Below are 13,592 nucleotides of genomic sequence, written 5' to 3' on the forward strand. Positions count from 1 at the left end.
TCGTCACCCCAGGACCGGGACCATCCCTCCACTCACAGACCGCAAAGAAGAGGAACAGAGTCGTGAACACCCCTGATGTACTGGCGCCGGCGAAACTCGGGCCGATCACGCTGCGTAATCGGATCATCAAGTCGGCCACGTTCGAGGGCAAGACCCCGAACGCGCTGGTGACAGACGAGCTCATCGAGTTCCATCGGCGGCCCGCCGCCGGCGGGGTTGGCATGTCCACCGTCGCGTACTGCGCGGTAGCGCCGGAGGGGCGCACCGAGCACGGCCAGTTGTGGATGCGGCCAGAGGTCATGCCTGGTCTGCGCCGGCTCACCGACGCGATCCACGCCGAGGGAGCGGCGGCGTCCGCGCAGCTCGGACACGCCGGTCCGGTGGCGAACGAGAAGTCCACCGGCTACCCGGCGCTGGCGCCGTCGCGCTCGTTCAACCCGTTGAGCATGCGGATGATCCGGTCCGCGTCCACCGACGACATCGCCCGGATCACCGCGGCGCACGGCACTGCGGCACAGATGGCCGTGGACGCCGGGTTCGACGCAGTCGAGATCCACTTCGGACACAACTACTTCGCGAGCTCGTTCCTCAGCCCGAAACTCAACAAGCGCAACGACTCCTTCGGCGGTGCACTGGAGAACCGGGCCCGGGTGGTGCTCGACACCGCGCGCGCCGTGCGCGAGGCGGTCGGAGACAAGATCGCGATCCTGGCGAAGCTGAACATGGACGACGGTGTGCCCGGCGGGTTCTGGGTGGACGAGGCGATCCAGGTGGCGCAGTGGCTCGAGACCGACGGCAGCGTCGATGCGCTGGAGCTGACGATGGGCAGCTCGCTGCTCAACCCGATGTACCTGTTCAAGGGCGACGCCCCGATCCGCGAGTTCGCCGCCGCGATGCCCCAGCCGGTCCGGTTGGGCGTGCAATTGGTAGGCAAGCACATGATCCACGCCTACCCGTACCGCGATCTGTTCATGCTCGAACAGGCCAGACAGATCCGGGCCGCGGTCGACTTGCCACTGGTGCTGCTCGGCGGTGTCACCGACAAGGCGGGGATGGACACCGCGATGGCCGAGGGCTTCGAGTTCGTGGCGATGGCGCGGGCATTACTGCGTGAGCCCGACCTGATCAACAGGATCGCGGAGGATTCGCATACGAAGTCCCTGTGCATCCACTGCAACAAGTGCATGCCGACCATCTTCTCCGGCGCACGCTGCGTCCTCGTAGAACGAGCCAGCTGAGGGAACGGCCACGACATCTACGCCACGGCAGCTCGACGCATAGCCCTGGGGTGGCTTCGGAGGCCTCGGCGACAAAGTAATTGACATAATGTTGATTATCGGTAGTAATAAGGCGCCGGTGGGAAGGGGTCGTTACCCGGACTCGGCGGGTGTCGATGCAGCATTTGGGCAGGCCGGGCTGAGGCTCTGAGGTGCGGTCGGCACGTCTGGGGATTCGGCAGTCGGTGCGAGTGCGCACGGGCTGCGGCCCGAAGGTCGACCGTGCCATTCTGCGTCAGCGTTATGTCAGGTGGGTCGTCGTTGAGCTGTGATTCGGATTGTCTGGCATTTGCCTGTCGGCCGTTGCGGGGTCCGGGCGCCGTCTCATCCGATGCCGGGCAGCGGGCGGTGCCGTGAGTGGACCGCCCAGGAGGTGCTCGCGTGGGATGTGGTTGTCGTGAGAAGTCGGTGCTGCATCATCGACAGCACTCCCCTCATGCATCGACTTACCCTCCTTCAATACGTCACAGTGACGTATTGAAGGAGGGTGTTGGCAACCTCAGGCGCCCACGTAGGTCGCGAGATGCTCGCCGGTGAGGGTGGAGCGGTCGGCGACGAGGTCCGCGGGGGTGCCTTCGAAGACGATCTTGCCGCCGTCGTGGCCGGCGCCGGGACCGAGGTCGATGATCCAGTCGGCGTGGGCCATCACGGCTTGGTGGTGCTCGATGACGATCACCGATTTGCCCGCGTCGACGAGCCGGTCGAGCAGGCCGAGCAGATTCTCGACGTCGGCCAGATGCAGGCCGGTGGTCGGTTCGTCGAGGATGTACACCCCGCCCTTCTCTCCCATGTGGGTGGCGAGCTTGAGGCGTTGGCGTTCGCCACCGGACAGGGTGGTGAGGGGCTGTCCGATGGTGAGGTAGCCGAGGCCGACGTCGGCGAGGCGTTGCAGGATCTTGTGGGCGGCGGGAATGCGGGCCTCCCCCGCGCCGAAGAATTCCTCGGCTTCGCTGACGGGCATGGTGAGTACTTCGCTGATATCGCGGCCGCCGAGCTTGTAGTCGAGCACCTCGGCCTGGAAACGTTTGCCCTCACAGACCTCGCAGGGCGATTCCATCGTCGCCATCATGCCGAGGTCGGTGTAGATGACACCGGCGCCGTTGCAGGCGGGGCAGGCGCCCTCGGAGTTGGCGCTGAACAGTGCGGGTTTGACGCCGTTGGCCTTGGCGAACGCTTTGCGGATCGGTTCGAGCAGACCGGTGTAGGTGGCGGGGTTGGAGCGGCGGGAGCCCTTGATGGCGCCCTGGTCGATGACGACGACGCCGTCACGTCGGGCGAGGTTGCCGTGGATGAGTGAACTCTTACCGGACCCGGCGACACCGGTGACGACGGTCAGCACGCCGGTGGGGATGTCGACGTCGACGTCGACGAGGTTGTTCTGTGCGGCGCCGCGGATCTCGAGTGCACCGTCGGGTGCGCGGACCGATTCCTTGAGGGAGGCGCGGTAGCCGAGGTGGCGTCCGGTGTGGGTGTCGCTGGCGCGAAGGCCGTCGATATCGCCTTCGTAGCAGATGGTCCCGCCCCCGGTGCCCGCGCCGGGGCCGAGGTCGATGACGTGGTCGGCGATGACGATGGTTTCGGGTTTGTGTTCGACGACCAGGACGGTGTTGCCTTTGTCGCGCAGGCGCAGCAGCAGGTCGTTCATGCGCTGGATGTCGTGGGGGTGCAGGCCGATGGTTGGTTCGTCGAAGACGTAGGTGACGTCGGTGAGGGCTGAACCGAGGTGGCGGATCATCTTGGTGCGCTGGGCTTCACCGCCGGAGAGGGTGCCTGCGGGGCGGTCGAGGGACAGGTAGCCGAGGCCGATCTCGACGAATCCGTCGAGGGTGTGGCCGAGGGCGGTGAGCAGTGGTGCGACGGAGGGTTCGTCGAGGTCGCGGACCCATTCGGCGAGGTCGTTGATCTGCATGGCGCAGGCGTCGGCGATGCTGATGCCGTTGATCTTCGAGGAGCGGGCGGCTTCGCTGAGGCGGGTGCCGTCGCATTCGGGGCAGGTGGCGAAGGTGATGGCGCGGTCGACGAAGGCCCGGATGTGGGGTTGCATGGCCTCTCGGTCTTTGGAGAGGAACGATTTCTGGATGCGCGGGATCAGGCCTTCGTAGGTGACGTTGACGTTGTCGACCTTGATGCGGGTGGCTTCTTTGTAGAGCAGATCGTTGAGTTCGCGTTTGTTGTATTTGCCGATGGGCTTGTCGGGGTCGAGGAATCCGGAGCCCATGAAGATGCGGCCGTACCATCCGTCCATGCTGTAGCCGGGGATGGTGAGGGCGCCTTCGGCGAGGGATTTGGTGTCGTCGTAGAGCTGGGTGAGGTCGAAATCGGAGACGGTGCCCATGCCTTCGCAGCGTGGACACATGCCGCCGGTGATGTTGAAACTGCGGCGTTCTTTGGTGGTGTGGCCGGATTTTTCGATGGTGACGGCGCCTGCGCCGCTGATGGAGGCGACGTTGAAGGAGAAGGCCTGTGGTGAGCCGACGTGGGGTGTGCCGAGGCGGCTGAACAGGATGCGCAGCATGGCGTTGGCGTCGGTGGCGGTGCCGACGGTGGAGCGGACGTTGGCGCCCATGCGTTCCTGGTCGACGATGATGGCGGTGGTGAGTCCGCCGAGTGCGTCGACGTCGGGGCGGGCGAGGTTGGGCATGAAGCCTTGGAGGAAGGCGCTGTAGGTTTCGTTGATCATCCGCTGGGATTCGGCGGCGATGGTGGAGAAGACCAGTGAGCTCTTGCCGGAGCCGGAGACGCCGGTGAAGACGGTGAGGCGGCGTTTGGGGATGTCGACGCTGATGTCTTTGAGGTTGTTCTCGCGGGCGCCTTGGACCCGGATGATGTCGTGGCTGTCGGCCGGGTGTGGTGCGGTGGCCTTGGTCTTGGCCGGGCTCATGGTGTCTCCATCTGTTGGCGGGCGCGTTCGCCGTGGTTGTCGCTGGGGTGTCGAGCGCGATCGTATTCGTCGAGGCGGGCCGCGCGCACGAACCGGCCCCCGTCGGCGGTGGTAGGCGTCGGCGGGATCCGGTCGCGGTATTGCCGGTCGGTTGCCTGGTCAGCTGGCCTGTTGGATGCGCAGCAGGTTGCCTGCGGGGTCGCGGAAGGCGCAGTCGCGGACGCCGTAGGGCTGGTCGGTGGGTTCTTGGACGACTTCGGCGTCGCGGGATTGCAGGCGTTCGAAGGTGCTGTCGACGTCTTTGCTGGCGAGCACGATGCTGGCGTAGGTGCCTTTGGCCATCATTTCTGCGATGGCGGTGCGTTCGTCGTCGGTGAGGCCCGGGGTGGCTTCGGGTGGGTAGAGGACGATGGCGGTGTCGGTTTGGTCGGCGGGGCCGACGGTGATCCAGTGCATGCCGTTGTAGCCGACGTCGTTGCGGACTTCGAAGCCGAGGGTGTCGCGGTAGAAGGTGAGGGTGGCCTCGGGGTCGGTGTGTGGCAGGAAGCTCGCGCTGATGGTGATATCCATGCTGATCAGGCTAATTGTGGATCGGTGGCCGGTGCTTCTCGATTCCTGATCGGTCTGGTGACCTGTTTGGCGACGCAGGAGGGCATGCCTGCGGTGTGGTCGGCGGCTTCGCGTCGGTAGACGCTGGGTGGTATGCCGACCAGTTCGGTGAAGCGGGTGCTGAAGGTGCCCAGTGATTGGCAGCCGACGGCGAAGCAGACTTCGGTGACGTTGAGTTCACCGGCGCGCAGTAGCGCCATGGCGCGTTCGATGCGTCGGGTCATCAGGTAGGAGTAGGGGGATTCGCCGTAGGCCTGTTTGAACTGGCGGCTGAGGTGTCCGGCGGACATGTGGGCGTCGCGGGCGAGGGCTTCGACGTCGAGGGGTTTGGCGTATTCGCGGTCGATGCGGTCGCGGACCCGGCGCAGTCGCGCGAGGTCGCGCAAGTGTTGCTCCGTGGGTGTGCTCACCTTGGTGATGCTGCCATGTCGGGTGCTGGTTGCCCAGTGACGGTGCCGGTGGCAGCTGTCGAGGTGCGGGTCCGGCGACAGGTGGGGGGTTGGCATGGGTGCTACAGCGGTGGGGGTTCGACGTCGCAGGTGCCGCGGCGACGTGCTCGGGCGGCGGTGTAGTCGGGGTGGTCGGCGCCGAGGGCGTGTGGGTAGCGGTCGAGGGTGTCGGCTTCGAGGGCGTCTGCTTCGTCGTGGCGGCCGAGCGCGCGCAGGTCGAGGGCGAGGTTGATGGCGGTTTGCAGGGTGTAGCCGTGGTCGGCGCCGCGGATACGGCGGCAGCGGGCCAGGACGTCGGTGCCGAGTTCGACGGCTTCGGTGAGCCGTTCGAGTCCTGCGAGGTCGGAGGCGAGGCCGGATTGGGCGGCCAGGGTGTAGGGGTGTTCGGCCGAGAGTCGTTCGGTGAAGATGTCGACGGCTTCCTGGTCGAGGGTCAGCGCTTCGTCGTAGCGGTTGTGGCTGCGCAGCGCGGCGGCGTAGTTGACGGCGCAGGCGGCGGTGTACTGGTGGGTGGGTGATCCGGTGGAGCAGCGTCGATAGGCTTCGGCGGCGTGTTCGAGGGCCTGGTCGGGGTCGCCGGTGAGGCGGTAGTCGTTGGCGACGTTGGTGCGGGCGGCGATGGATTCGGGATGGTCGGGGCCGTAGACGTCGATGTGGTCGGTGAGGACGTCGCGTTGCATGTGTAGGGCGTCGGTGTAGCGGCCGGCTTTGCGGTAGGAGACGGCGAGGTTCTTGCGGGCGCGCAGGATGTTTTGTTGTCGTGGGCTGCCGAGCAGTTCGATGAAGTCGGCGAGCACGCGTTCTTGCAGCGCGACCGAGGCCTGGTAGTTGCCGAGTTCGCGGTGGTTGCGGGCGACGTTGTTGACGCAGTGCAGGCGCAGGATGGGGTCGTCGGCCAGCATCGGGTCGTTGCGGAACCGTTCGTAGTTGCCTGCGTCGAGTTCCATCGCGGCTGCGAACCGGCCCATCACCCGGTAGGACACGGCCAGGTTGTGGGCCGCACGTACGGTTTCGATGCTGCCCTCCCCCAGACATTCACGCGCCCACGCATGTGATCGTTCGTTGAAGGCGACCGCACCGGCCCAGTCCCCCGCGGTGCGCATGCAGGCCGCGATCAGGTCGCTGGACCAGATGTATTCCTCGGGGTAGGTGCCGCGCAGCTGCTCCACACCCGAGAGGGCGGCCATGGCGGCTTCGCGGGCGCGGGCCCAGTCACCGAGCTGCCACAGCGCGTTGCCGGTCACGATCCAGATTCGGATGACGCCGATATCGGTGTCGCCGAGGATCGGGGTCCAGGCTTCGGCGGCATGGATCCCCAGACCGGCGGCCGCGGTCAACTCGCCCTGCACTCGCAGGGCTTCGACGACGTGGCGGATCAGTTCCGGCAGTTGGGCGCAGGGGTCGTCAGGGTGGGTGAGGTGGGTGCAGGCAAGCACCTCGGTGTGGGCGATCTGCTGCCACAGCCACAGATACCGGCCCCACAGGGCCGGTAGGTCGGTGCGGTGCGGGTCGGCGTCGCACAGCACCTGGTGGGCGATGTGGCGGTTGGTGTCGGCGACGGTGGTGGGCAGGAAGTCGCGGATTCCGTGCCAGGGCACGGTGTGGATCTTCAGGGCGCGTCCGCGTTCGGTGAGGGGGTCGGCGCAGATCTGGGCGACCGAATCGCGGGTGGCCAGCTCGAGGACGTTGCGGCGGCGGTGTTCGTTGGTGAGGGCGTCGGCGAGTTGTTCGGGCAGGCGTGCGCCGATACGTCGTTCGGAGCCGGGCAGTGTCGAGGTCAGCAGGGCCAGCGAGATCGCTTGGTCGGGGCCGAAACTGGCGAGCAGGCGCAGCAGTTGGCCCGCTGCCCACGCGTCCGAGCCGACGGGTTCGTCGATCAGGGGGCGCACGGAGTCGCCGATGATCGAGGCGGCGCGTTTGTAGGAGGCGGTGAGTTCCTTGTCGAGCAGTGTGAACGGCGTCGAACGCATGCGCTGTAGCAGCGTGTCGTCGACGGTGTCGATACCGCGGGAGCCGCGGTGAGCCAGGGCGTTGAGCAGGACGGGGCTGCCGTCGACGGCGTCGCTGAACTGGCGTGCCATCGGTTCGGCCATATCGTCGACGTGGCGGCGCAGGAAGTCGGCGCCCTCGGTGGTGGTGAACATGGGCACCCGCAGGGGTTGCGGGTGGTCCCAGTCGGTCACTTTCGAGGTGAGCAGGATGTGTCCGGGGCCGTCCCAGGGCACCATGTCCGACAGCAGTGCCGGTTTGCGTGGCAGCGGTAGGTGTTCGCGGCTGGTGCGGAAGCGGTCGGGGGTGACGTTGTCGTAGACGAGTAGGTAGCGGATGTCGGATCGGCGCAGCGCGTCGACGACCTCGAGGTGGCGGGTGGCGCGTGGCAGCGAGTCGGGCAGCCCGAGTGGGGCGGCGAGTTGGCCGAGTTCGGTGCGCATCACGGCGCCGTTGTCCCCGGAAATCCAGGCGATGAGGTCGTATTGGGAGCGGAAGCGCCGCACATGGGCTGCGGCGAGCCAGGTTTTGCCGCTGCCCGCGATGCCGGCGAGGACGCAGGCGCCGGAGGTGTCCAGTTGGCGGCGGAGGGTGTCGAGTTCGTGTTCGCGACCGTAGAACCATTCGGGTTGATGCTGCGGCATGGTTTTGGACTGGTAGCCGACGAACATCTGCTGACTCGGGTAGCGCACCCGCATCCGGCTCGCACGTTGCAGGGTGTGTGGTGCGGTGGCGGTGTGGTCGTGGCCGAGGGCTTGTAGGAACCTGGTGCGGGCCTGTGTTTCGTCGGCGAGCAGCCGCAGGTCGATGGCCGTGAGGTGTGCTGCGTCGGCGGGGATGGTGGCGGTGGCGACGATGACCGCGAGCACCGCGTCCGGGGTGGAGCTGTAGCGGGTCCAGTTGTGGGTGGTGGTGCGACGCATGAGGTGGTCGCTGATCACCAGCACGATTGTGCGGCCGGTATCCGGTTCGGGCATGGCGGTGGCGGTGTCGACGCGGTGCAGGTCCACGTGGAGTCCGGTGTCGGTGCCGATCTGTTGTAGCCACAGCGCCCAGACCGCGTCTTCGCCGGTGTGGGCGACGATGATCGGTGCGGCGGTCGTCGAAAGCGCAGGCGTGGCAGCCACGTTCGCTACTCCTATCGCAGGGTCGCTGCGGCCGTGTGGCCGTCGCTGTCGGTGAGCGCGGTGTGCCGCATCAGGGTGACGAAATGGCGGCCTGCCGCTGTCAGTCGGTCGGTGTCGAGCAGGGTGTCGCAGGCGGTGAGTGTTTGTTGCCGAACCGGATCGGCGGCGGGCACGGGTGTGTCGGTGGGGTGGCCGGTGGCGCGATGCCAGAAGCGGGCCACCGCGAGGTGGGCGTAGCTGCCGTGCAGCAGGGCACTCGGTGGGCGGAGTTCGCTGCGCCACGGTGAGGGCAGGTCGGCGGGCCCGTCGGCGTTGATCAGTGGCCGCATCTCCATCAGCACGGCGAGTTTGGAGTGCTGGAATTCGTGTAGCAGACCGGTCGCTGCCGTCACCGGGTCGGTGGGTAGCACCATGGCGGTGGCGCCGAATGCGTCGACGAGGGTGGAGGTGCGGAATGCGCTCACCGCACGGTCGCGTGGCAGGACGGCGCGCAGGCCGTGGGCCAGTGGTGTGGCCAGTTCGGGCACCACCTGGGCCAGTAGTCGCATCGCCGCGTCGAACAGGTGCTGCCAGCTGCGGTATTCGGTGTCGCTCCACGGTGTCCAGTGGGTGTCGGGTGCGGGTGGGGGCAGGTCGGGCCAGGCGGACGGTGTGGCGGGTAGGTCGTCGAATTCGATGTCGATGCGTCCGGTGGGCAGGTGCGCCGTCAGTGTGCGCAGGGGGGTCCAGTGCCCGCCGTCGAGGTGTGCGGTGTCGGTGCCGCGGTAGCGGATTCGTGGGTTGGGGGCGGTGGGCCCGGTCCAGCAGCCGAGGCCGGGCACGACCACGGCGTCGCCGACGTGTGGGAGTTCCAGATCGAAATCCATTCGAGCGCGTATCGCGGCCGCGGCGGCGAACGAGGCCAGATGTGTCTGCGGTTCGGTGGGATCGGCTGCTGTGTCGACGGCGCAGACCGCGGCCCATGCACCGAATCGGGGGTGTTGCAGTATCTTCCGCGCGGCTTCGGGTGCGTGACGCTGCACCTGTACCAGCAGCTCGAACCCTGCTCGCGCCTGTGGTGGCAGGCTGTCGGTGCCGTCGCGTAGGACTGCGGCGAGGAAGGCGAGGTTGCGGCTGAGGCGGGCGCGTTGCAGCACTGCCAGGGTGTCGGGGTGGTCGGTGAGGGTGGCGAGGGCGTCGAGTTCGGCGCCGGAGACGGTCAGTTCACCGGTGGTCGTGGTGGGGTGGGCGTGTGGTGGTGGGGTGTGGGAGGTGTCGATCACGCGCCTCCGCCCGCATTGTGGCCGGCGAAGATGATGCCGACGGCGGCCCTGCGGCGGCGCGCGGTGTGGAAGGCGTGCGTCACGTCGGGACGACGGTCGCCGAGTAGGTCCTCGAGCGGTGTGTCGGTCAGGTCGGGTAGTCCCCGGGTGTCGTCGGATTCCATCGGGTCGTCCCCCACTGCTGAGCCGGGCCGAGTCGGTCCACCGGAGCGTAGGGCGTCATCGGTGCGTCTCGTGCTCGGCGCTTTGTTCATGACAACTGATTTCAACATAACCGACACATCCAATTGCTGGTAACGCCTTGACAATTGGCTCGGCTTCTGGCTGGGGAACAAGGTGATGTCCGCGGTGCAGGCGGCGGCGACGACCACCGCGAGCATCAGGCCAACGGGCGGCAGGTGATATCCGGCGACCTCGGCGGTGAACACGATCGCGGCCAGCGGTGCGCGGACCGCCGGGCCCAGGCAGGCCGCGAGCCCGGCCAGCGTGCACGCCGCCGCGGGGCCCGGCGCCAGGCCTGCGTCGGTGGCCAGCCGCCAGCACAGGGCACCGGACGAGGCTCCTATCACCATGGCCGGCCCGAACACGCCCCCTACTCCCCCGGCGTGCAAGGTGACAACGGTGGTCGCGATCTTGATCAGTGGCAGGGTGAGAACCATCCACAGCGGTAGGGTCGCGATTCCGGTGGAGGTCAGTTGCAGTGAGATCGTCCCGTAGCCGGTGCTCAGCGCCATCGGCACGAAGATCCCGACGACACCTACCCCGGCGCCGGCGACGACCGCGGTCACGAAAGGGCGTCGGCGTGCCGGGGCGAATAGGCGGCCGACGCGGTGAAAGCTCACCACATACAGTCGTGTCGTCACCGCACAGACCACGCCGACCGCGACGAGCACGGCGGTGCCGGTCGGATCCCACCATGCGCCGAGGCTCTCGACACCGAACATCGGCTCATATCCGTACAGTGCGATGAACACGCCGAACGCGATGGGTGCCGCGGGTAGGGCGAACAGCAGGGCCTGCCAGTCGATTCCGCGGCGGCGCAGCAGTTCCGCCGCCAGTAGCGCACCGCCGATCGGGGCTTGGAACAGGGCACCGACTCCGGCGCCGAGCGCGGCGGTCACCACAAGGGCGGCGTCGGTGTCGGTCAGCCGCAGCCGCCGGGTCGGCATCGCGGCGAGTGAGGCGGCGATCTGGGCGACCGGGCCTTCGGTACCGCCGGAGCCACCCGAACCCAACGTGATCGCGGTGCCACCCAGTTTGACGGCCGCGCCCCGCACCGTCAGCCCGGTGAGGTCGCGGGTGTTGACCGCGTCGATGACGCCGTCGGTGCCGTTGACCTGACGTCCACCCCACCGCGACAGCAGTGTCGCACCCAGCATGCCCGCAGCGACCAGCAACGGCACCAGCAGGACCTGCTCACCCAGCGGTCCGACCGGGGTGCGCCACAGTCCGTCGGTGACGGGGACGAGTTCGACGACCGAACCCAGCATCACATGGGTGGCCGCGTCGAGTACGAAACGCAATGCGGCGGCGCCGAGTCCGGCGGCGACTCCGGCAAGGAGGAGCGCGGCACCCACCGCACCCCACCGGCCGCCGCGCCGGCCGTCGTCGGTCATGGGTTCTCGCTGCCGTCGACGGTGTCGAGAACCCGTCCCGCCGCACGCGTTGCTGGGCTGTGTGCCTGTGTGGGCAGGGCCGCCAGCAGGGCGGTGAGTTCCGATGCGAGTCGTGCGGGCAGGGCGCCGGCCTGGATGGCGGGCGCCACGCGGGTGGCGGTGTCGAGCAGGGCCGCGGCGGCGTGTTCGGTGGGCGCGGTGGCCATGCGTGCGATCGCGTGCCGGAACTGTTCGACGATCTGGCCTTCCAGATCGGTCGGCGGATGTTCGGACAGGGCCGCGATATCGAGGTAGGCGCGGGCGATCTTGAACATCAGGACCGCGTCACGGTCGGCGCTGTGTTCCTCGTCCTGTCCGGCGGCCACACACAGGTCGATCGCCTCCCAGGCGTAGAGCGGTTCGCCGGTGACCTCGCTGCGGCGTAGCAGTGCGTCGGCGAGGCGTTCGGACAGTCGCGTCAGGGTCGGATCGTCGGGTTCGGTGGCGTCGAGGGCGGTGCGCAACACGCGTGTCGCGTCGGTGAGGAAGTCGGCGCCGCCGGCCACGTCGAACCGGTGCAGCAGCAGTTCACCGAGTCGGGTCAGGCCTGCGGTGCCTGCGTCGGTGTCGTCGAGTTCGGTGAGAGCGGTTTTGGCGACGGCGATGGCTTCGTCGAGATCGCCGGTCTCGCCGCTGTATTCCCAGCGTTGTCGTAGCAGTGCGGTGAGCTGGTCGAGCAGCCCGGCGCGTTGTGGATGCGCCACCGGCACGGTGGCCAATGCGTGGCGGGTCGAGGCGAGGGCGGCCTCCACGTCACCGTCGCGCAGGTCGGCGGCCGCCGCACGCACGGCGTCGAGGTAACGGCGTTCGTCGTCGGCACTCGGTGGCCCGGTGGGTGGGTCGGGGAAGTTGGGGGCGATGCGGCGCAACGTTTCCGGCGACAGGTAGGCGAACGGCGCGCCTGCTCCGGCGGCTGGTCGGGAGACCGCGGCCCGGAACACCGGTCCTGGCACGTCGTAGCGTTCGGCGATGAACCGGGAGGTGGCGGCCAGGACTTGCGCGGCGTCGCTGCGGGGTATCGCCTCGCGCAGCACTTCGGCGACATCGGGCCGGAAGGCGAAGACGCGGCTGTCTTCGGGGACGGTGTAGGGCGGTGCGGTGCCTGGGTCGGCGTCCTCGATCAGGCCGCCGGCGAGGACTTCGGCGAGGACACTGCGTTTGCTGCCCGGCAGTACCGCCTGCTGGACCAGCCGCATGATCGGCAGCAGCAACGGCACCTGAGCCAGACTGGCCGCCAGCCGAAACGCCTCCGGTGAGGATGCCGCACGGAAGCGGCGCACCCGTTCGATCGCGCTGTGGCCGAGTTCCTGGTTCTGGCGTACCGACAGCGGTTGTGCGCGTTGGGTGCTCGGGGGTTGCGCGCGGCGCAGCAGTGGATAGCCGGCCGAGCGGCGTTCACCGGCCAACAGTTGAGCCCAGGGCCGGATCCAGCCGCGGGTCAGCTCGAGCACCGGGATCGCTGTGGTCGTCGCGGGTGCGAGGACACGCAGGGGTGAGGGGCGGTCGGGGATCACCGCTGTTATTCGTCCGTGGCCCCAGTCCAGACCGGTCCGGCGCCACAATTGGTTCGGTAATGGTTGCACGATCGCCACCGGGGAACGTGCGGCGAGCCGTTCCAGTTCGGTGGCCGCGGTCCCCCATGCCCACGCGTCGCCGAGGCAGGCGCTGAACACCATGACGACGCGGCGTCCGGACGGATCGCGCAGCACCGACAGCGGCCGGTCCGGCGCACCGTGGGCATGGGTGGCCAAACGCAGTGCGCCGGTGTGGTCTTCGTCGAGATACCATTCGGTGACGCGGCGAAATCCCACCGAGTCGACCAGGGTGCGGATGGCGGCGCCGAGTCCGCTCCAGGCGGCCATCGACGGATGCCGGTCGAAGACCAATGCCACTTCGCGTTGGCGCACCAGTGCGGGTTTGGTCGCGGGCCACGCGATCGCGGTGCGGACCGCGCGATCGACCGAGGCGTCCTCGTCGAAGACCCGTTGCCGTGCGTCGGGGACCTTGCGGGCCAGGGGCCGCAGTTCCCCGAGCAGGTCGGCGGCCGAATCCAGTGGTGATGGCGCGGGTACCGCGACCTCGGTGCGGTAGGGCCACACCGTGTGCTGGTCGGGCAGCGACCGGGCCGGTGCTTCCCGTGGCAGCAACGGTTGCATGGTGGCGGCGTCGGCGGCGGGGGCGCCGGAGTCGGCTTCGGGTGCCGTGTTCGGTGTCGGTGCGGGAGGTGGGGCGTGGTGGGGGTGGTCGTCGATGTGGTTGGCAAGCCAGAGCGCCTCGGCGACGGTGCCACCGTCGACGTCGAGTTCGCGGAGCGCGTCGAGGAGTTCGGACAGGCCGGACATG

8 protein-coding genes are annotated in these 13,592 nt (G+C 68.2%); 1 reads left to right on the plus strand and 7 read right to left on the minus strand.

The window, feature by feature from the left end; translation table 11 throughout:
- Positions 1–62 precede the first annotated feature (62 nt).
- Positions 63–1,238 carry an NADH:flavin oxidoreductase gene (locus QH168_RS18160; RefSeq protein ID WP_280235884.1) on the plus strand — a complete coding sequence of 392 codons (1,176 nt, stop codon included), beginning with the start codon at positions 63–65 and terminating at the stop codon, positions 1,236–1,238.
- 538 nt (positions 1,239–1,776) lie between these two features.
- Here the strand turns inward: QH168_RS18160 and QH168_RS18165 are convergent.
- The 7 genes from QH168_RS18165 to QH168_RS18195 all read right to left on the minus strand — a co-directional run bounded on the left by QH168_RS18165 (position 1,777) and on the right by QH168_RS18195 (position 13,591).
- Positions 1,777–4,158: an excinuclease ABC subunit UvrA gene (locus tag QH168_RS18165; protein WP_280235885.1), complete on the minus strand. Its 2,382-nt coding sequence runs from the start codon at positions 4,156–4,158 to the stop codon at positions 1,777–1,779.
- Between the two features lie 159 nt (positions 4,159–4,317).
- On the minus strand, positions 4,318–4,728 hold the full coding sequence (locus tag QH168_RS18170; protein WP_280235886.1) for a VOC family protein: 411 nt from the start codon (positions 4,726–4,728) through the stop codon (positions 4,318–4,320).
- Between the two features lie 5 nt (positions 4,729–4,733).
- Complete coding sequence (locus QH168_RS18175) at positions 4,734–5,177, minus strand: helix-turn-helix transcriptional regulator (RefSeq protein WP_280235887.1); 444 nt, start codon at positions 5,175–5,177, stop codon at positions 4,734–4,736.
- A 101-nt stretch (positions 5,178–5,278) separates the two neighbouring features.
- Entirely contained in the window at positions 5,279–8,332 is a 3,054-nt protein-coding gene (fxsT, locus tag QH168_RS18180; RefSeq protein WP_280235888.1) for an FxSxx-COOH system tetratricopeptide repeat protein, read from the minus strand.
- Positions 8,333–8,343: 11 nt separating this feature from the next.
- Positions 8,344–9,594, minus strand: a complete 1,251-nt coding sequence (locus QH168_RS18185) for an aKG-HExxH-type peptide beta-hydroxylase (protein WP_280235889.1) — start codon at positions 9,592–9,594, stop codon at positions 8,344–8,346.
- Positions 9,591–11,210: a chloride channel protein gene (locus QH168_RS18190; RefSeq protein WP_280235890.1), complete on the minus strand. Its 1,620-nt coding sequence runs from the start codon at positions 11,208–11,210 to the stop codon at positions 9,591–9,593. Before QH168_RS18190 ends, QH168_RS18185 begins: the two co-directional genes overlap by 4 nt.
- On the minus strand, positions 11,207–13,591 hold the full coding sequence (locus QH168_RS18195; RefSeq protein WP_280235891.1) for an SAV_2336 N-terminal domain-related protein: 2,385 nt from the start codon (positions 13,589–13,591) through the stop codon (positions 11,207–11,209). Before QH168_RS18195 ends, QH168_RS18190 begins: the two co-directional genes overlap by 4 nt.
- Between the last annotated feature and the right edge of the window lies 1 nt (position 13,592).

Origin of the sequence: Nocardia cyriacigeorgica, from assembly GCF_029868385.1 — a bacterium.
In the GTDB taxonomy this organism is placed as follows: Bacteria; Actinomycetota; Actinomycetes; order Mycobacteriales; family Mycobacteriaceae; genus Nocardia; species Nocardia cyriacigeorgica_F.